This window comes from Thioalkalivibrio sp. AKL6, assembly GCF_000376905.1.
Lineage (GTDB): Bacteria > Pseudomonadota > Gammaproteobacteria > Ectothiorhodospirales > Ectothiorhodospiraceae > Thioalkalivibrio > Thioalkalivibrio versutus.
Genome location: NZ_AQXS01000010.1, coordinates 1 through 18,779, shown reverse-complemented (window position 1 = coordinate 18,779; position 18,779 = coordinate 1). Strand labels below are relative to the sequence as shown.

The 18,779-nt window shown below is 67.2% G+C and carries 14 protein-coding genes; 7 read left to right on the top strand and 7 right to left on the bottom strand.

Going from position 1 to position 18,779, the window contains the following annotated elements:
• Nucleotides 1-105: 105 nt before the first annotated feature.
• Nucleotides 106-2,016 carry a methyl-accepting chemotaxis protein gene (locus D575_RS0108060; protein WP_018145410.1) on the bottom strand — a complete coding sequence of 637 codons (1,911 nt, stop codon included), beginning with the start codon at nt 2,014-2,016 and terminating at the stop codon, nt 106-108.
• 161 nt (nt 2,017-2,177) lie between these two features.
• The gene (locus D575_RS0108055; protein ID WP_018145409.1) at nt 2,178-3,686 is read right to left on the bottom strand and encodes a DASS family sodium-coupled anion symporter; all 1,509 of its coding nucleotides are present in this window, start codon (nt 3,684-3,686) and stop codon (nt 2,178-2,180) included.
• A 161-nt stretch (nt 3,687-3,847) separates the two neighbouring features.
• On the opposite strand from D575_RS0108055, the gene D575_RS0108050 reads away from it, so the two are divergent.
• The 3 genes from D575_RS0108050 to argF all read left to right on the top strand — a co-directional run bounded on the left by D575_RS0108050 (nt 3,848) and on the right by argF (nt 6,643).
• Nucleotides 3,848-4,429 (top strand): superoxide dismutase, encoded by a 582-nt coding sequence (locus D575_RS0108050; RefSeq protein WP_018145408.1) that lies wholly within the window; start codon nt 3,848-3,850, stop codon nt 4,427-4,429.
• 103 nt (nt 4,430-4,532) lie between these two features.
• Nucleotides 4,533-5,729 carry an acetylornithine transaminase gene (locus D575_RS0108045; protein ID WP_018145407.1) on the top strand — a complete coding sequence of 399 codons (1,197 nt, stop codon included), beginning with the start codon at nt 4,533-4,535 and terminating at the stop codon, nt 5,727-5,729.
• Nucleotides 5,726-6,643, top strand: a complete 918-nt coding sequence (gene argF, locus D575_RS0108040; RefSeq protein ID WP_018145406.1) for an ornithine carbamoyltransferase — start codon at nt 5,726-5,728, stop codon at nt 6,641-6,643. Before D575_RS0108045 ends, argF begins: the two co-directional genes overlap by 4 nt.
• 573 nt (nt 6,644-7,216) lie before the next feature.
• On the opposite strand, the gene D575_RS0108035 is transcribed toward argF, so the two are convergent.
• Nucleotides 7,217-7,864, bottom strand: coding sequence for a sulfite oxidase heme-binding subunit YedZ (locus D575_RS0108035; protein ID WP_018145405.1), 648 nt, complete (start codon nt 7,862-7,864; stop codon nt 7,217-7,219).
• Between the two features lie 12 nt (nt 7,865-7,876).
• Complete coding sequence (gene msrP / locus D575_RS0108030) at nt 7,877-8,851, bottom strand: protein-methionine-sulfoxide reductase catalytic subunit MsrP (protein WP_018145404.1); 975 nt, start codon at nt 8,849-8,851, stop codon at nt 7,877-7,879.
• 216 nt (nt 8,852-9,067) lie between these two features.
• Between msrP and D575_RS0108025 the strand changes: the two genes are divergently transcribed.
• A complete protein-coding gene (locus D575_RS0108025) occupies nt 9,068-9,268 on the top strand; it encodes a PA3496 family putative envelope integrity protein (protein ID WP_018145403.1) in 201 nt (66 codons plus the stop codon).
• Nucleotides 9,269-9,382: 114 nt separating this feature from the next.
• On the opposite strand, the gene D575_RS0108020 is transcribed toward D575_RS0108025, so the two are convergent.
• The 3 genes from D575_RS0108020 to D575_RS0108010 all read right to left on the bottom strand — a co-directional run bounded on the left by D575_RS0108020 (nt 9,383) and on the right by D575_RS0108010 (nt 13,937).
• Nucleotides 9,383-10,519, bottom strand: coding sequence for a lipocalin-like domain-containing protein (locus D575_RS0108020; protein ID WP_018145402.1), 1,137 nt, complete (start codon nt 10,517-10,519; stop codon nt 9,383-9,385).
• Between the two features lie 146 nt (nt 10,520-10,665).
• A complete protein-coding gene (locus D575_RS0108015; RefSeq protein ID WP_018145401.1) occupies nt 10,666-13,224 on the bottom strand; it encodes an ABC transporter permease in 2,559 nt (852 codons plus the stop codon).
• Nucleotides 13,221-13,937 (bottom strand): ABC transporter ATP-binding protein, encoded by a 717-nt coding sequence (locus tag D575_RS0108010; RefSeq protein WP_026182091.1) that lies wholly within the window; start codon nt 13,935-13,937, stop codon nt 13,221-13,223. The genes D575_RS0108015 and D575_RS0108010 overlap by 4 nt, the downstream gene beginning before the upstream one ends.
• Nucleotides 13,938-14,377: 440 nt before the next feature.
• On the opposite strand from D575_RS0108010, the gene mgtE (D575_RS0108005) reads away from it, so the two are divergent.
• The 3 genes from mgtE (D575_RS0108005) to D575_RS13725 all read left to right on the top strand — a co-directional run bounded on the left by mgtE (D575_RS0108005) (nt 14,378) and on the right by D575_RS13725 (nt 18,049).
• Nucleotides 14,378-15,736 carry a magnesium transporter gene (mgtE, locus tag D575_RS0108005; protein WP_018145399.1) on the top strand — a complete coding sequence of 453 codons (1,359 nt, stop codon included), beginning with the start codon at nt 14,378-14,380 and terminating at the stop codon, nt 15,734-15,736.
• A 10-nt stretch (nt 15,737-15,746) separates the two neighbouring features.
• On the top strand, nt 15,747-17,105 hold the full coding sequence (gene mgtE, locus D575_RS0108000) for a magnesium transporter (RefSeq protein WP_018145398.1): 1,359 nt from the start codon (nt 15,747-15,749) through the stop codon (nt 17,103-17,105).
• Between the two features lie 449 nt (nt 17,106-17,554).
• The gene (locus D575_RS13725; protein WP_018145397.1) at nt 17,555-18,049 is read left to right on the top strand and encodes a pilin; all 495 of its coding nucleotides are present in this window, start codon (nt 17,555-17,557) and stop codon (nt 18,047-18,049) included.
• Nucleotides 18,050-18,779: the final 730 nt, after the last annotated feature.

Below are 18,779 nucleotides of genomic sequence, written 5' to 3'. Positions count from 1 at the left end.
GGATCGCCCTTGACCTGGCTTCTTCGTCTGCCCTTTTCCCCACACGCATAAAAAAGCCCGCGCTCCCCGAACAGGGAGGCGGGCTCGACACCATCCGGTCGAGTATCAGACCTTGAACTGACCCACACGCTCCTGCTGCTGGGAGGCGAGCTTGGACAGCTCCTCCGAGGCATTGCGGATCTGCTCGGAGCCCGCCGCGGTCTGGTCAAGCACCTCGGTGATGTTGGCCACGTTGCGGTTGATCTCCTCGGCCACGGTGGACTGCTCCTCGGCGGCGCTGGCGATCTGCGTGTTCATGTCGCTGATGCGGGTCACCGACTGGGTAATCGCGTTGAGCGATTCGCCGGCAAGGTTCACCTGCTCGACACTCTCGTGGGCCTTGGAACGCCCATCTTCCATCGCCTGCACCGCCTCGCGCGTACCGCTCTGGACCCGCTCGATCATCTGCTGGATCTCGTGCGTCGAGTCCTGCGTCCGGCTGGCCAGGGTGCGTACCTCGTCGGCCACCACGGCGAAGCCGCGGCCCTGCTCGCCAGCGCGGGCCGCCTCGATCGCGGCATTCAGCGCCAGCAGGTTGGTCTGGTCGGCGATGTCCCCAATGACCTCCAGGACCTTGTTGATCTGCTCGGCATCCTGCGACAGGCGGGTGACCACCTCGGCCGCATTGTCGACCTGCCTGGACAGGCCGTTGATCGCGGTGACCGTCTTCTGCACCACCTGCTGACCGGCCACGGCGTCCTGGTCCGTAGCCTGGGCGGCCGCCGCCGCATCCGCGGCATTGCGGGCGACTTCCTGCACGGTGGCGGTCATCTCGTTCATCGCGGTGGCGACCTGGTCGGTCTCCGCCTTCTGGCGGCGCACCTGCTCGTTGGTCTCCTCGCTGGTCGCGGACAGCTCGTTGGACGCGGCAGCGACCTGATCGGAACCCGCCGCCACTTGCTGGATCAACACGCGAATCTTCTCGACAAAGCGGTTGAACACCACCGCCAGATCGCCCAGCTCGTTCCGGCCGGACACCTCCAGCTGGCGCGTCAGGTCACCCTCGCCACTGGCGATGTCGTCCAGACGCTCCACCGTCTGGCACAGCGGGCGCACGATACTGCGGGTCAGGAACCAGGCCAGCAGCGCGCCCAGAACCACCGCGATCACGCCGACCATGACCACCGTGCCGGTGGCGTTGCGGGTCATGGTCACGTAGGCGCTGCGGTCCACCATCAGTTCCAGCACACCCACCGCATCGCCGGAGAAATCGCGCACCGGCCGGGCGATCACCGCCATCGGCTCGCCCTGGTAGGTCACGTTGCGCACCAGGCGCTCGCCCTGGAGCACTTCGCGCATCTCGGCCGCATTGAAAGTCGCTTCGCCTTCGATGGTCCCGCCAAAGCGGTTGAACCGACCCTCATCGCGCAGGTAGAGCGCGACCGGTGCACCCAGCTCCTCGGTGAACTGCTCGAAGAAGGGGTCGCCGAAGGACAGCCCGAACTCCACCGAACCCACATGCTCTCCGTTGTGAGCGATGGGGACCACGCCGCGGATACCCAGGCCGGCCACGCCCTCTTCCAGGCCCGAGATCGGGGCCCGGCGGTCGTTGGTGTCGACGACCGTCTGGCGAAAACCGGACAGGTCGTCGCCATAACGATCCGGGCGATGCACGCGCAGGAAGGAGGTCGCCGGCGGCGTGTGGAACTGATACTGGCGCACGCCGTAATCGGCGCTCAGGGACTCGAAACTCGGAACGGTCAGTGCGGCCAACCGATCGCGATCCCCATCGGCCATGGCCTCCTGCACATCCGGGATGCGCGCCACGGTCTCCGCCATCGCGGTCGCGCGCGCCGACTCCTGGTCCAGCCGGTCCAGCAACTGGCCAGCCAAGTCGTTCAGCTCACGCTGCTCCGCCCTGTCCGCCATCGTACCCAGGGCATTCATCACCACGACCAGGGTCAGCACCACGGCGAGGACCACCACGCCGATGATGCCCACCATGAGCCGTACGCCAATTCGAATATTGTTGAACATGTCTGTGCGTCCTTCGGTCCGCCGGTCAGCGCCAGCTCGCAAAATAATGGGCCGTTCGCCCTCCCTAGCGGCGGCGAATCCTAGAACTTGAGCATGGAAGGCTTTTCATCCCCACAAGAACGTCGGGGACACGGCCATCACAGAACGAATCCGCGCCGCGGCTACACCAGCAGGGCCTCGGCGAAGACGTAGACGGCCAGGCTGATCAGCACCAGCGCCACCACGGAAAGCAGTGCCCCGCCCCGCACCATGTCCAGCACCTGCAGGCGGTTGCTGGCGAACACGATGGCATTCGGCGGGGTCGCCACTGGCAGCATGAAGGCCACGGAAGCGGCAAAGGCGACGGGGAGTGCCAGCATCAGTACCGGCACGTCCATGCTCAGCGCAAACGCGGTGACCAGGGGTAACAGCGTCGCGGCCGTGGCCGTATTGCTGGTTACGTGGCTCAGCGTCATGGTCAGCAACACCACCCCGGCCATGATCAGGATCAGCGGCCAGGTCTGCGCGATCACCAGGGCATCGGCCGCCAGCTCCGCCAGACCACTGGACTCGATGGCCGCCCCCAGGCTCAGGCCGCCTCCGACCAGCAGCAGCACACCCCAGGGCAGCTCGCGGGTGTTATCCCAGGCCAACAACCTGCGCTGTTCCATGGAACCCGAGGGAATCAGGAACAACAAGCCGGCGCCCAGGATCGCAATGCCGGCATCGGTCAGCGAGATGGGCAACCAGCCCTCCAGCAGCGGCCGTGTCAGCCAGGCGAGCGCGACCAGCACGAACACCGCCGCCACCCGCTTCTCTGCGGTCGACCAGCGCCCGACCGTGGCGCGCTGCTCGTCCAGCAGGGCGCGCAGGCCGGTCAGTTCGACCCGGTGCACCGGGAACACCCAGCGCGTCAGCAGCCACCACGCGAGGGCCAGGAGGACCGCCGCCAGCGGCAGGCCCAAGGTCATCCACTCCAGAAACCCGATCTCCATCCCGTGGCGATCCCCGAGATAGGCCGCGGTCAGGGCATTCGGCGGCGAGCCGATGATGGTCGCCATGCCCCCGATGTTCGCGGCAAAGGCGATCCCCAGCAACAATGCCAGGGCCGGGCGCCGCGACTCCGCAGTCGCCCCCGGACCCCGTGGCGATGCACCACGTTCGATCAGGCCCAGCACCGACAGGGCGATCGGCAGCATCAGCGCCGCGGTCGCGGTATTGCTGACCCACATGGACAACCCGGCCGTGGCCAGCATGAAGGCCCCCACCAGGGCGTGCAGACGATTCCCGGAACGGGCCACGATCGCCAGCGCCATGCGCCGGTGCAAATCCCAGCGCTGCACCGCCAAGGCGATCGCAAAGCCGCCCATGAACAGGAAGATGATCGGGTTCGCGTAGGGCGCGGTCGCGTTCTCCATCGAGGTGATGTCGAGGACCGGGAGGATCGCGATCGGCAGCAGCGCCGTGACCGGCAGCGGCAACGCCTCGCTGATCCACCAGGTCGCCATGAACAGCGTCAGCCCCAGCACCCACCACGCCGCCGGATCGAACCCCATCGGCGCCGGCACCAGCAGGAACAGCACAAAGATCGCCGGGCCCAGCATCAGGCCGATCCGGGCCCGCCAGTCCACCGTCGAGCGCTTCGCCACCGCCGCTTCGCCTTCCTGCCCCGTCTTGTCGGTATCCGCCATGCGCCTCGTCTTGTGGGAAATCCGCCGGGGTGAAAACCAACCGGCGTCATCGGAAATTGCATCGCCCGGGCAACGTGACTATCGTTGTCCTGTTAAGCAGCGCTCCCGGTTCGGGTGCGCCGCCGCCTCAGTTTCTCACGACACCGTACAAGGAGTCTTTCATGGCCTACGAACTGCCCGATCTGCCCTACGCCAAGAACGCGCTGGAACCGCACATCTCCGCCGAGACGCTGGAATACCATCACGACAAGCACCACGCGACCTACGTGACCAAGCTGAACGGCCTGTTGCCGGGTTCCGAGTTCGAAAATGCCTCGCTGGAAGACATCATCAAGAAGGCCCCGGCCGGCGGCATCTTCAACAACGGCGCCCAGGTCTGGAACCACACCTTCTACTTCAACTGTATGGCCCCGAACGCCGGCGGCGAACCCTCCGGCAAGCTCGCGGACGCGATCAACAGCGCCTTCGGTTCGTTCGATGCCTTCAAGGAGAAGTTCAACGAATCCGCCGTCGGCAACTTCGGTTCCGGCTGGACCTGGCTGGTGCAGAACAGTGATGGCTCGGTGGAGATCGTCAACACCTCCAACGCCGCCAACCCGCTGCGCGACGGCAAGACCCCGCTGCTGACCTGCGATGTCTGGGAGCACGCCTACTACATCGACTATCGCAACGCGCGCCCGAAGTACCTCGAGAACTTCTGGGCCGTGGTCAACTGGGACTTTGCTGCCCAGCAGATGAAGTAAACCCCAAAGGGTTTATATACTAGGCGCCTTTGGCCGCATGATGCGGCTGCGCCTTTCATCGAGCCGGCGGTCCTCCGCCGGCTCTTTGGTTTCGGAGAACCCAATGAACGACGCCCTGCAGAACACCTACAAGCGCCTGCCCGTCGCCTTTGAACGCGGCGAAGGCGCCTGGCTGTGGGACACCGACGGCAAGCGCTATCTGGATGCCCTGTCCGGCATTGCCGTGTGCGGTCTCGGACATGCCCACCCCAAGGTGGCACAGGCCATCTGCGACCAGGCCGGCACGCTGGTGCATACCTCCAACCTGTACCGCATCCCGCTGCAGGAACAGCTGGCCCGGCGTCTGTGCAAGCTGGCCAGCATGGACCGCGCGTTCTTCTGCAACTCCGGAGCCGAGGCCAACGAAGCGGCGATCAAGCTCGCCCGCCTGCACGGCCGCGCCCGGGGCATCGCCGAGCCCAAGATCGTAGTGATGGAGGGCAGCTTCCACGGCCGCACCCTGGCCACGCTGTCCGCCACCGGAAACCCCAAGGTGCGGGCCGGGTTCGAACCGCTGGTCTCGGGCTTCGTGCATGTCCCGCACGGCGACTTCGATGCGGTAGAGGCCCTGACCGAAGACCCCGACGTGGTCGCCATCCTGGTCGAGCCGGTCACCGGCGAAGGCGGGGTCCATGTCCCGCCCCCTGGCTACCTGCGCCGCCTGCGCGAGCTGGCCGACCGCAAGGACTGGCTGCTGATGCTGGACGAGATCCAGGCCGGCATCGGGCGCACCGGATACTGGTTCGCCTTCCAGCACGAGGGCATCACGCCGGACGTGGTCAGCCTGGCCAAGGGTCTCGGCAACGGCATCCCCATTGGCGCCAATCTGGTCGCCGGTGCGGCGCGCGATCTGTTCAGTCCCGGCATGCATGGCACCACCTTCGGGGGCAACCCGCTGGTGTGCCGGGCGGCGCTGGCCGTGCTCGACGTGATGCAGGACGAGGCCCTGTGCGAACAAGCCGCGCGCCAGGGCGAATTCCTGCTGGGTCGCCTGCGCGACCGCCTGAGCGACCACCCGGGCGTGGTCGCCGTGCGCGGCCGCGGCCTGATGATCGGCGTCGAGCTGGACCGCCCGGCGGGCGAGCTGGTGATGGCCGCCCTGGAACGCGGCCTGATCCTGAACGTGACGGCGGACCGCGTGATCCGCCTGCTGCCGCCGCTCATCATCGACGACGACCAGGTGGAACAGATCGCCGCCACCGTAGCCGACCTGGTGGATGCCTTCCTGTCATCCTCTGTCCCCAAGGAGGTCTCTGCATGAACCCTCGCCATTACCTCTCGTTCCTCGATCTCTCCGGGGATGAAACCCGTGCCCTGCTGCAACGGGCGATCGAGCTCAAGCAGCAGCTGAAGTCGGGCGGACACCACGACGACCTGCTGCGCGGCAAGACGCTCGGCATGATCTTCGAGAAGTCCTCCACCCGCACCCGGGTGTCGTTCGAGGTGGGCATGCAGCAGCTGGGCGGCAACGCCCTGTTCCTGTCCCCGCGCGACACCCAGCTGGGCCGCGGCGAGCCGATCGAAGACACCGCCCGCGTACTCTCGCGCATGGTCGACTGCGTGATGATCCGCACCTACGAGCACGAGAAGATCGAACTGTTCGCCAAGCACTCCTCGGTCCCGGTGATCAACGGCCTGACCGATCTGGAGCACCCGGCGCAGCTGCTCGCCGACCTGCAGACCTACGTCGAGCACCGCGGCGACATCCGCGGCAAGCGCGTGGCCTGGATCGGCGACGGCAACAACATGTGCCACAGCTACATGTACGCCGCCCGCCAGCTGGATTTCCAGCTGGTCGCCGCCTGTCCGGAAGGCTACGACCCGGAGCCCAGCGTGGTCGAGACCACGCAGGAACACTTCGAGCTGACGCGCGACGCCCGTGCCGCGGCCGAGGGTGCGGATCTGGTCGTCACCGATGTCTGGGCGAGCATGGGCCAGGAGCAGGAAAAGAGCGCGCGGCGCCGGGCCTTCTCCGGCTTCTTCGTCGATGCCGACCTGATGCGGCTCGCCAACGACGACGCCCTGTTCATGCACTGCCTGCCGGCGCACCGCGAAGAAGAAGTCTCCACGGACGTCCTGGAAGGCCCGCAAAGCGTCGTCTGGGACGAGGCCGAGAACCGCCTGCACGCCCAGAAGGCCCTGCTCGAATTCCTGATCACCCTTAACGCCAGCTAACGTTCTTCGGGCCCCCTTTTATCCACTACGAAGCACACGAAGAAGGGCAAGGGCGGTTGACGACGAAAGGCACATAGGAAACAGAGCAGGTCCAGGGTTAAAAAATCGCCTGATTAGCGACGAGAGTCAGCCAGTCACGGGGATCATCCGGGGACGTAAATGGCCCGCCGCAGGTCGCCCTAATCCGGGCCTTTTGGGAATGTCACCCTCCCCGGCCCTGGCCCCTGCACTGTCATCCCGGCCGAAGCGAAGCGAAGAGCCGGGATCTCCCCCGTCGGGGCAACCCCAGCCGCCGAGATCCCGGATAACCGCTACGCGGTTTCCGGGATGACGCGCACCGCTGCCCTCCCGCAGTCGTAGGATGGGATGAGCGCAGCGAATCCCATCAAGGAACTGGCACGACGCAGGAAACGATGCGACTCGCGGAGCCCAACAGCTCCCCGCGGCGGACGGAGCCAACCCCTGGACGAACGTTCCCGGCAATGGGCGGAAGCTCGTTGCTCATCAGGAACGCCCTTGACCCGACCCTTCTTCGTGCCTTCGTGGTCAACAAAAGGTAATTGAGCCGGACGCTCAGGCGGGGGTGCGGCGGCGGGCATGGAAGCGCCGGCGGCTCCGCCAGCGGTAGACGACACGCCAGCCGAGCAGGAAGGCGAGTATCGCCGCGTACAGGGCGACCTCCACGTAGTCAGCGCGGGCCAGCCACAGGAAGTGGAGCACCGCCAGCACGCCGGCCAGGTACACCCCACGGTGCAGCCAGACCCACTTCTTCTTGAGCCAGCGCTGGGCGCCGTCGGTGGAGGTCAGCGTCAACGCCAGCAGGATCAGCCAGGCGGCGAAGCCGACCATCACGAACGGGCGCTCGGTCAGGTCGTAGAGCACCAGTTCCCAGTCAAAGAACAGATCCACCCCCAGCCAGATCAGGGCGTGCGCGGTCACGTAGCCGAACGCCACCAGCCCCAGCATCCGCCGCAGCCGCACGATCCACGCCAGCCCCGTCATCTGTCGCAGCGGTGTGACCGCCAGCGCGATCAGCAGCGCGATCATCGCGTGGGTGCCGGAGAGTTCCAGCAGCTTCTCGATCGGGTTCACGCCCAGCCCGTCGAACCAGCCCAGCGTACGCAGGCCGATCCAGGCCGCCGGGACCAGCGAGGCCAGCAGCACCGCCCACCAGACGCCACGCGGTGGCCGGGTGCGCGCCCGGCGCGTTGAGGCCGTCATGCCGTCACCGCGTCAGATGTACCGCGTCAGGTCCATCCCCTCGTACAGCGAGGCGACTTCATCGGCATAGCCGTTGAACATCTCCGTGCGCCGGCGGCGGAACTCGCCGATCCGGCGCTCGGTGCGCTGTGACCAGCGCGGATGGTCCACGTCCGGATTCACGTTGCTGTAGAAACCGTACTCGTCGGACTGCGCCTGATTCCACAGGGTCGGCGGCTGGTCCTCGACAAAGCGGATGTGCTGGATCGACTTGATGCTCTTGAAGCCGTACTTCCACGGCACCACCACGCGGATCGGCGCCCCGTTCTGATTCGGCAACACCTCGTCGTACAACCCCACGGCCAGAATCGTCAGCGGATGCATCGCCTCGTCCAGGCGCAGCCCCTCGGTATAGGGCCACTCGAGCCCGCCACTACTGCCGCGGCGGCGGCGCTGGCCACGCAGGTTGTCCGGATCGTAGATGCTCTCGAAGGCGACATAGCGGGCACCGCCGCGCGGCTGCGCCTTCTCGATGATGCGATTCAGCTCGAAGCCGATCCACGGGATCACCATGGACCAGCCCTCGACACAGCGCATGCGATAGATCCGCTCCTCCAGTGACCAGGGGCTGATGAAATCCTCGACCGCATACTCGCCGGGGTTCTCGCACAGCCCGTCCACGGTGATGGTCCAGGGGTCGGTCTTCAGCTGGTCGGCGTAGGTCTTGGGGTCACTCTTGCCCGGCCCCATCTCGAAGAAATTGTTGTAGCTGGTGATCTCGTCATACGCGGTCTTCGACTCGTCCGTGGAGTAATCACTGCCCTCGAACTCGAGCGGGTAGCCGCGCAGCGCGGCCGAGGTCGGCAACGCCATGCCCAGTCCCCCCAGGGCAAGACCGGCGCCCAACCCGACCCCGGCACGCAGGAACTCGCGCCGCCGCGCGTAGACCTCCGGCGGGGTGATCTCGCTATGGGAACACTCGGAACGACGTCGGGTGCGGATCAGCATGGCCTGCCCTCGCGACTGGTTGGGATGACAGTGAGAAGCGCTGCCACTCGTGCACGATGGACCAGAAGCAGCGTCCCGAGTTCGGCGCGCCATGCCCATAAGACAATCCGCCGAACAATAAGAATTTTCTGCTTGCGCAGCGCCGGGAACGATATATAAGGCTTTTCTGATACCGCAGTCCGGGGTGGCCCGGCCGGCTTGTCAGGAGACCCGACAATGGATCCGACGATCGACGACGTGGCCGATGGTGCCGACGAAATCGCCAGCCTGTTCGACAACCAGCTCGTCAATGACCGCGGCCCGGCACGCCACGCCGCTCGCCGCGCCCTGGAACGCCTGATGGAAGAACGCGCCCTGCGCGCCCACCTCGAGGACGACTTCGACCTGGCCCCCGCCCACGAAGCCCTGGAGTGGTAACCCCCGGGGTGGCGCGCCCCGCCACCCCATTTCCGAAACGCCCCACATCATCGATGCAATGAGCGAAGCGAATCGCATCACCCCGCAGGCAGAGGCACCCCCAACCCAAGGCCCTCACCCGTCCTCATACCCCGTCAACTCCACGAAGCCCCGGCCGACCGGCTCGCCATCCGCGTCGAGGATATCCACGGCCCCTTCCCAATAGCGGACCACCGTGTCCATCTCCTGCTCGTCGCGCACCGCGACCACGGTCCACTCGCGCACAGGCCCGCCACCCGGAGGCTCGATACGCAGGGACCATTCCACCGGATAGCGGTTACCGGACGGCTGGGTGGCGTAGCGGGTGGGTTCGAGCTGCACCTGCTCCGGCTCCAGCAGGGCGTCCTCGGCATCCAACGGCATCCAGCGACCTTTCGATAACTCATGCGGCGTGCCATCGGGGCGGCGCAACTGGTAATACATCACGTCCAGCCCGTCATCCAGCTGCAGCGCAAACCAGTCCCAGCCCGCCTGATCCTCCGCCAGCGCGCTGGTACTCCATTCGCGGTCCATCCACGCCTGCCCGGTCACGTCCAGCGTTGCCCCGGCAGCACGGCGCACCTCGCCGGCCACCGCGATACGCGGCATCGAGTAGTAATACGAGGCATCGCCCGGCTCCGGCCCCTTCTGGCTCAGGCCGGCCTCGCCCTGCAACACCGGCTCGCGCGCCGGCTCCAGTTCCAGGGACAGCACGTAGTCCTCGACCGTGAAGCGCAGTGTCCAGCGCGCCCCCTCCAGCCCGGCCAGTTCCCAATCCTCGGCCCAGACACGCCCCACCGGCTCGGTGGCCCCGGCCAGCCCGCCGCCATCGCGCACGAACCGCTCCTCGGATGCGTGAAACCCCGCGTCACGGTCCAACACCGCCGTATGCACCATCCACAGATCGGGGCTGGCCCAGGCCGACTCGTGCCAGGCCGGATCCCCGGCGAGCCCGGGCGCGAGCCCCACGCGGAAGAACGTCACGTGAAACGCGAAACGCGCGCCTTCGGGCCCGTCCAGATTCCCCGTCAGGTACCACCACTCGTTGCGAAACCCCGGATGCGGCCCATGATCGCGCGGAAACTCGAACGCCCGCGGCGCGTCAGCGCGGCGAAAGCCCGTAGTGTCCTCGCCCCCGAGGGCCTCACTCACCCGCAGTCCGGTCACCCCCGAATCGTCCGCCTCCGGCGGCTCCACACCCCCGCATGCGGCCAGTAACCCCACCAACAACATGACCAGAAGCCCCTGTAGGAGCCCCTGTGGGAGCGGGCCTGCCCGCGAATGCCTCTCGCCAGAATCCAGCGCGGGCGGGGGCTTCGCGGGCAGGCCCGCTCCCACAGGGGCTCCCAGACATGTCATCCAATACCCCATCCAGTCCATCACGGTACCTCCCTAAGCGCCGGCACCAGCCGCATCCTCGCCATCCGCCAGGCCGGGATCACCGACGCCAGCAATGCAGCCCCCACGCCCAGCAGTACGGTCTCCCCGACCTCGACCCAGGGCAGGCGCAGGTCCATCCCCCAGCCAAAGGCCTCGCGGTTGATCACCTCGATCAGCAACCAGCCCATCCCCAGCCCGAGCGGGATCGCCGCCAGGGCGGCGAATACCCCGAGCACACCGCCCTGCAGCACCACCAGCCCGCGCACGCCGCCGGGCAACAGGCCGAGGCTGCGCAGCGTGGCGAACTCGCGCGCCCGTTCCATCTGCAACGCAATCAACGCCCCCAGGATCGCGATGAACGCGACCACCAGCGTGATCACCCGCAGCAGGTGCGTGATCGCAAAGGTCCGATCGAAGATCGCCATGGACTCCTGCTCGATATCCCCCGGCCGCGTCACCAACGCCGCGTGGTCCTGCGCCGCCAGCCACGCCTCCAGGTGCTCCACCGCCTGCTCGGCGTCGGCACCATCCGGCAGGCGCAGCCCGAATGAGCCCACCCCGTCCGCGGACACGCCCCCGCGCGCGAACGCCGCCTGCGTCATCAGCACCGTGCCCTGCGGGTTCCCGTAGTCGCGATAAATCCCTAGGATCTCGAATGCCCGCCGCCCCCCGGCCGCGGCCAGCGAAAGCCGATCCCCCACGCCGACATCGTGATGCGCGGCAAACGGCTCGGTCACCAGCACGGCATCGTCCGCGGCCAGCCGAGCCCCCAGCGCCTCGCGGGGCACGGCCGCCTCCAGCAGCGGCAGGTAGTCCAGCCAGTCGGCATGCGGACGCACCACGTACAGGTCCACCAGTCCCCGGTCACTGACGACCTCCTGGCTGGTGCCGGAACTGACCGACACGGCACCCGACCGGGCCACCAGGTCGGCCGTCCAGTCCTCGGGCAGGCGCGCCCCACCGCGCGCCGAGGCCGGGGCCGCCGGCACCACGTACAGGTCCGAGGTCAGTGCCTGCCCCAGCCACTGCTCGACGCTTCCGCGAAAGCTCCCCACCATCACCGCCACGCCGATGGCCGCCGCTAGCGCCAGCGTCAGCGCCGAGGTGGCGGGCGCGCTGCGCGACAAGCTGCGCTCCAGGCTGCGAACCGCAATGCGCGGCAGGGCGGCCCCGCGCACCAGCACCGCCAGGCCGCGCAGCGTCCACGCCAGCACCCAGGGCAACAGCAACACGAAGCCCGCAATCAGCAGGAACAGTGCGACAAACCCGCCCACCAGCGCCCCGGCACCGGTCACGATCAACCCGACGCCCGCCAGCAACAGAACGATAGACGCCAGCGCCAGCCACGCGGCCCAACCACGGGCACGCCGTTCCAGCCCCCCGCGCCCGGTGCCGGCCGGGCTGGCCGCCCGCGCCGCCTCCCAGGCCGGGGCCAGTGCGGCCGCCAGCGACAGCCCCACGCCCAGCAGCAGCACCGCGGCCAGCGCCAATGGCCGCGGTGTCACCCCGGTCACCGCCACCGCGAAGAAGTGATCCGTCACCGTCTGCGCGACCTGCGCGACCAGCATCTGCGCCAGGGCCACCCCCAGCAGCGCACCCAGCAGCGTGCCGATCACGCCGACCAGCAGGGCCTCCAGCAGCACCACCCCGAAGATCGCCCGGCGCCCGACACCGACCAGGCGCAGACTGGCAATCACCTCGCGCCGGCGCAGCACCGCAAAGGTCTGCGTGTTGTAGATCAGAAACGCCGCGATCAGCAGCGCCAGCAGGCTCATCGCCGTGAGGTTGATGCGGAACGCCTGCGCCAGCTGGCGCGCCGCCTGCCCCCGGCTCTCGACCGCCACCAGCTCCAGTTCCGCGGGCAATACGTCGGCCAGGGCCTCGACCTCGTCATCGGCCAGCCGCACGTCGATCCGGTCCAGCCGCCCCAGCCGGTCGAGCAATACCTGCGCCGTGGCGATATCCGTCACCCAGAGCGCGGCGCCCGCATCCTCGGACGCGCCATCCCCCCCATCATCACTCGGGTCCTCGTCGCGTTCGGCGGCACGGTCGATCAGCGTGACCTCGCGCTCGCCCCCGGCCGCCTCCAGCGCCAATCGAGCCCCATGCGCCTCCCCGCTCGCCCGGAACCCGCCCGCGGGCGGCAGGATCGTCCCCGGTTCGGTCACCAGGCGCTGCACCGGGGCATCGCCGATATCCGAGGCCGCCCCGCGAAACGGCCCCTCGGCCAGCGGATCGACGCCCAGCACGTAGATGGTCGTCCCATCCGGCAGTCGCGCCGGGCCCTCCACGATCGGGGCCGTATCCCGCCACCCGGCCATGCGCAGGTCGCGGTACAAGGCCTCGTCGAAGCCGCTCGCAGGCCCCAGCACCTGATGCGTAGCGGCCCCGGCCACCTCGTCCATCGAACGGTCGAAGGCCCGCTGGGCGGACTGGTTCGCCAGATCCACCGCCAGCACCACCGCCACGCCGATGATCACACCGACCAGCGTCAGCACCCGCTGCAGCGGCCGCCGACGCCAGTCGCGCAGCCACGCACGCAGAACGAGACCGCTCACGCCGGCAACCCCTCCACCGATTCCGGAGGCTGAAGGACCCCGTCGCGCATCGTCAGCACCCGATCCAGTCGCCCCGCCAGTTCATTGCTGTGGGTCACCAGCAACAAGGAACACCCGGTCGCCCGTACTTGCTCCAGCAGCAGCCCGAACACCGTCTCGCCAGTGCGCGAGTCGAGGTTGCCGGTCGGCTCGTCGGCGAGGATCAGCGCCGGCTCGTGCACCAGCGCCCGCGCGATCGCGACCCGCTGCTGCTCGCCGCCCGACAGCGCCTCCGGATACCGCTCACCCTTGTCCCCCAGCCCTACCGCCGTCAGCTGGCGTCCGGCGCGCTCGCGGCGGGCGGCCGCAGCGTCCCCCGTTGCCAGCTCCAGCGGCAGCATCACGTTCTCCAGCACCGTCAGCGTCGGAATCAGATGGAACGACTGGAACACAATCCCCACGCGGGCCCGGCGCAGCCGCGTGCGTGCCGCCTCGTCCAGCCCCGCGAGCGCCTCGCCCGCCAGATGCACCGCGCCGCGATCCGCCGCCTCCAGCCCGGCCGCCAGATGCAGCAGGGTGGACTTGCCACTCCCGCTCTCGCCCACGATCGCCACGCGCTCGCCGGGGGCCAGCTCGAAGTTCAAGCCGTGCAGCACCTCGCCCTCGCCGGGGTAGGCAAACGCCACATCGGTCAGAGACAGCACCACGCCTTCTACCGAGCCTTGATGCTCCATCGCATACACCTTTTCAATCACACGAATCTTCGCCTCTACACGGCAGGAAAAGCCCACCGTAGGCGCCTGCTCGCAGGCGAACAGCGCTCACCGAACGCCCCACACTCTCCGGCCCATCACAGACCATGAAGAGTAGATGAATGTTTCAAAACCCTGCACAAGCGGTTGATTGACGGCCGCCATCCGTTAGAATAAGCAGCATCTCCACACACGGGAACGCGCCTTGACACGCCGATCACGCAGCCGATCTATCTGCGCCTAGCGGCAAGCGTCCGTTCCCTAACCGGTCGCTTCCCGTCAGGCCTCTTTGATCAAAGAGCCGGGAACGGCCGGGCCCCGCCCGACCCGAACCTGCACCATTCACCGCATTCGTGCGGCGCCGCGATGGCCTGTGCCCGTGCACAGTCCGCGCGCTGCCCCGATGCCGCCGGGAGAAGGGCATGGAGCTTCACCTCGAGCAGTCCATCATCGAGTTGAAGGAGCTGTTGCGTCTGGACGACCGCGACGGGCTCCACGAACTGCTCGACTACATGCGCGTGCAGGATATCGCCCACGCGCTGATGGAGCTGGGCGAGGAAGACCTCATCGCCGTCTTCAACCTGCTGCCCCCCGGGCGCAAGGCGGACGTCTTTGCCTACCTCGACACCGGGCACCAGATCCGCCTGCTGGAGGCCTCGCCGCGCGAGGACGCCCGCTTCATCCTCTCCGAGATGGAGGCGGACGACCTCACCGCCCTGCTGCAGACCCTGGATCCGGACACCCTGCGCGGCTACCTGCGCCTGCTGCCGTTTCGCGCGATTCGCCGCGCGCTCAAGCAGCTCAACTACCCGGAGGACTCGGTCGGCCGCGTGATGTCGCCGGATGTCGTCGCGGTGGACCCGGACTGGACGCTCAAGCGCGCCCTGGCCTTCATCCGCCGCAACGCGGACGAACACTCCAACAACGTGATCTTCGTGGTCGATCAGGACCGCGTACTGCTGGCCGCCATCCCCATCCGCCACTTCCTGCGCGCCAGCGCCGAAAGCCCGGTGCGCGAACTGCTGGGCGAAGCCGACCCGATCACCATCGCGGTCTCCGAACACGCGGTGGAGGCCGCCCGCCGCATCCAGCACTACGACCTGGAGAGCCTGCCAGTCGTCGGCGAGATCGGCGAACTGCTGGGCGTGGTCACGGTCGACGACGTGATGGACCTGATCGAGGCCGAGTCCACCGAGGACTTCCACAAGCTGGGCTCGGTGGGCACCCTGCCGCTGTCCCCGCAGGAGGCCAGCCCGTTCCTGCTCTATCGCAAGCGCATCGGCTGGCTGCTCGGTCTGGTCGCCTTCAACACCATCGGCGCGCTGATGATCTCGCAGTACGAGGACATCATCGAGGCGGTGGTGGTGCTGGTGTTCTTCCTGCCGCTGCTGATCGCATCCGGCGGTAACGCGGGCGCGCAGAGCTCCACGCTGATGGTGCGCGCCATGGCCACCGGCGAGGTCACGGCCAGGGACTGGCTCCGGCTGTGGGCCAAGGAGATGGGCGTGTCCCTGACCCTCGGGCTCAGCATGGGTGTCGCGGTCTCGCTGGTCGGGCTGTGGCGCGGCGGGCCGGAGATCGCGCTATTGGTCGCGCTGTCGATGACCATCATCGTTACCGTGGCCAGCATCCTCGGCATGCTGCTGCCGGTGGTCCTGAACAAGTTCCGCCTCGATCCGGCGACCGCCAGCGTACCGCTGGTCACCTCGCTCGCCGACATCGGCGGTATCCTCATCTACTTCACGCTGGCCACGGCCCTGCTCGGCCTGGCAATCCCATAGGACCTCCCGGATGAGCCCCACGGAACCGGATCTCGACACCCTGCCCCAGGCCCTGCAGACCGCGCTGACCGCACCCACCGCCGAGGCCCTGCAGAGCCTGTGCGCCGAGCACGCGGCGCCGGATCTCTCCGACGCGCTGGAGGCCCTGCCGGCCCAACAGATGGAGGCCTTCTTCCAGCGCCTGGATGTCGAGTGCACCGCGGATATCTACGCCCATCTGGAATCGGACCACCAGTCCCGCGTGTTTCAGGCGCTGGACGACGAGCACGCCAGCCGCCTGGTCGCGGCCCTGTCCTACGACGACGCGGTCTCGGTGATCGACGGGCTGGAGGACGAACAGGCCGAATCCCTGCTGGAGACCCTCCCGGACGAAGACCAGGAGGCCCTGGAGACCCTGCTCGGCTACCCGGAGGAGAGCGCCGGGCGCCTGATGACGCCCGAGTTCGCCACGGTCCAGCCGGACTGGTCGGTGGCCGAGGCCATGGACCACCTGCGCGAACAGAGCGACCTGGCCGAGACCATCAACACCATCTTCGTGGTCACGCCCACCGGCGAGCTGCTCGGCTGGGTGCGCCTGAAGGGGCTGCTGCTGTCGCGCCCCACCACCAGCGTGCGCGAGCGCATGAACACCGATGTCGTCAGCATCAGTGCGGAGGAAGACCGCGAAGAGGCCGCCCACCGCATCAGCCACTACGATCTCGACGTCCTCCCGGTGGTCGACGACAACGGCCACCTGCTCGGCATCATCACCGTCGACGACGTGATGGACGTACTGCGCGCCGAGACCACCGAGGACTTCCACCGCATGGCCGCGGTGGGCGACGTCGTGCTCTCGCTGCGCGACGCGAGCATGCAGCTGCTCTATCGCAAGCGCATCGGCTGGCTGGTCATCCTGGTCGCCGTGAACATCCTCTCCGGCCTGGCCATCGCCCACTTCGAGGCCGCCATCGAGACCGTCGTCGCACTGATCTTCTTCCTGCCCATGGTCATCGCCTCCGGCGGCAACGCCGGCGCCCAGGCCTCCACCCTGGTCGTGCGCTCGCTTGCCACCAACGACATCAAACCCCAGGACTGGTGGCGCCTGGGCGGCAAGGAGATCCTGGTCGCCTCCGCCCTCGGCGCCACCCTGGCCGGCGCCATCTGGCTCTCCGGCAACTGGCTGGGCAGCCTCGAGGTCGCCAACGCCATCGCGCTCGGCATGTTCCTGGTCGTCCTGTTCGGCTCCCTGTTCGGCCTGCTGCTGCCGTTCACCCTCACCCGCCTGGGCGTCGACCCCGCCGTCGCCAGCGCCCCGCTCATCACCTCCGTCGTCGACGTCGTCGGCATCACCATCTACTTCGCCACCGCCGTCGCCATCCTCGGCCTCTAGCTTCCCGGCCCCGTAGGATGCGATGAGCGCAGCGAATCGCATCAACTCTGCCCCACCCCCAACGCCTGTGGGAGCGGGCCTGCCCGCGAAGCCCCCGCCAGAGTGTGATCCCGGCCCCAGCGCCGAAACCCCGTCATCCCGGCCGTAGCGCAGCGAAGAGCCGGGATCTCCACCGTTCGAACACCCCAAGATCAAGACCCCCGGCCATGACAACCAGGGGCACCCCAGCCCCCAGAGTGACAACGTGCGTCACATCACATGACCATTTTTGTCACGTGACACACCCGGGAAGCGTGTGGGCGTGACCCATGCCACAGACCACACCGCGCCCGGGCGCCGTTTTCACGCATTCCCGCACTCTTGGCACGCCCAATGCATCTACTCAGACAGCTGCCCACGGGGTGGCCGGGCCGAAGGCCCAGCTTTTATCACATCAAGGGAGAAGCACCATGCAAAAAGTGAAGAGTGTCCAGAAGGGCTTCACGCTGATCGAACTGATGATCGTTGTGGCGATTATCGGGATTCTGGCGGCGATTGCGTTGCCGGCTTATCAGGATTATACGACTCGGGCGCAGATTTCCGAGGGCATCACGCTGGCCGCCTCTGCTCGCACGGCGGTTAGCGAACACTACATCACCGAAGGCGAATGGCCGGCCAGCAATGCAGCTGCTGGTTTCACCACTCCCTCCACTGACATCGTGAACGAAATCCAAATCTCCACGGAGAATGCTGATGATGGCCCCGGCCTCATCACCGTAACCTTCCAGACCTTTGGCCCGATTGAGGCCGGCAGCGAGACGCTCGTGTTCGAAGGAAACGATGCCACTGGTGGCGGCGTAGAGTGGGTCTGCGGCGGCACCGGCACCAACGTTGCGCCCAACTACCTGCCGGCTAACTGCCGCGGTAATGCCGGCGGCGGCGGCGGCGGCGGCGAAGAGGGTTAACCCCCCCTCACTTCCTCACCGTAGGGTAATAGGGTAAGGACACCCACTCAGTACTGGAGCCCCGGCCATCGTGCCGGGGCTTTTTCGTTTAACCGCGAACCTCGGGGACACCGATCGGCGACGGTGGCAAGAAGCGCCAATCCTCTGGGACACCCACTTGGTAATCCTCTGGGACACCCACTTTGTTGGTGGGAATCCTCTGGGACACCCACTTTGTCATAAGCCGCGCGATCCTCTGGGACACCCACTTTGTCGACATCGCCAAAGGGTAAGGACACCCACTCAGGACTAAAGCCCCGGCCATCGTGCCGGGGCTTTTTTCGTTCGATCCCTTGGGACACCCACTTAGAAATCCTCTGGGACACCTAACAATCCTCTGGGACACCCACTTTGTAGAAGCTCGGCGGCAATCCTCTGGGACACCCACTTTGTCGATCCCTTAGGACACCCACTTTGTTGACATCAAAGGGTAAGGACACCCACTCAGTACTGGAGCCCCGGCCATCGTGCCGGGGCTTTTCGTTTGTAAGCGATCCCTTGGGACACCCACTTTGTTGACATAAGCCGGATTCGCCAAAGCAATCGGCCGCAAGCCCCGCGTCTGCAACCCGTCCCCCGAACCTCGGGCAAACCCACCTTGCTCGCCCCGCTCTAACGGAACCCTGGAACGCGGTTTCGCTACGCCCTGAAAAACCCCAAGGCATTCACTATCCTAACGACAGGAACGTAA

Coding starts and splice junctions, on each gene's coding strand:
- D575_RS0108060 (WP_018145410.1), bottom strand. CDS start 2,016: ATGTTCAACAATATTCGAATTGGCGTACGGCTCATGGTGGGCATCATC.
- D575_RS0108055 (WP_018145409.1), bottom strand. CDS start 3,686: ATGGCGGATACCGACAAGACGGGGCAGGAAGGCGAAGCGGCGGTGGCG.
- D575_RS0108050 (WP_018145408.1), top strand. CDS start 3,848: ATGGCCTACGAACTGCCCGATCTGCCCTACGCCAAGAACGCGCTGGAA.
- D575_RS0108045 (WP_018145407.1), top strand. CDS start 4,533: ATGAACGACGCCCTGCAGAACACCTACAAGCGCCTGCCCGTCGCCTTT.
- argF (WP_018145406.1), top strand. CDS start 5,726: ATGAACCCTCGCCATTACCTCTCGTTCCTCGATCTCTCCGGGGATGAA.
- D575_RS0108035 (WP_018145405.1), bottom strand. CDS start 7,864: ATGACGGCCTCAACGCGCCGGGCGCGCACCCGGCCACCGCGTGGCGTC.
- msrP (WP_018145404.1), bottom strand. CDS start 8,851: ATGCTGATCCGCACCCGACGTCGTTCCGAGTGTTCCCATAGCGAGATC.
- D575_RS0108025 (WP_018145403.1), top strand. CDS start 9,068: ATGGATCCGACGATCGACGACGTGGCCGATGGTGCCGACGAAATCGCC.
- D575_RS0108020 (WP_018145402.1), bottom strand. CDS start 10,519: ATGTTGTTGGTGGGGTTACTGGCCGCATGCGGGGGTGTGGAGCCGCCG.
- D575_RS0108010 (WP_026182091.1), bottom strand. CDS start 13,937: ATGGAGCATCAAGGCTCGGTAGAAGGCGTGGTGCTGTCTCTGACCGAT.
- mgtE (WP_018145399.1), top strand. CDS start 14,378: ATGGAGCTTCACCTCGAGCAGTCCATCATCGAGTTGAAGGAGCTGTTG.
- mgtE (WP_018145398.1), top strand. CDS start 15,747: ATGAGCCCCACGGAACCGGATCTCGACACCCTGCCCCAGGCCCTGCAG.
- D575_RS13725 (WP_018145397.1), top strand. CDS start 17,555: ATGCAAAAAGTGAAGAGTGTCCAGAAGGGCTTCACGCTGATCGAACTG.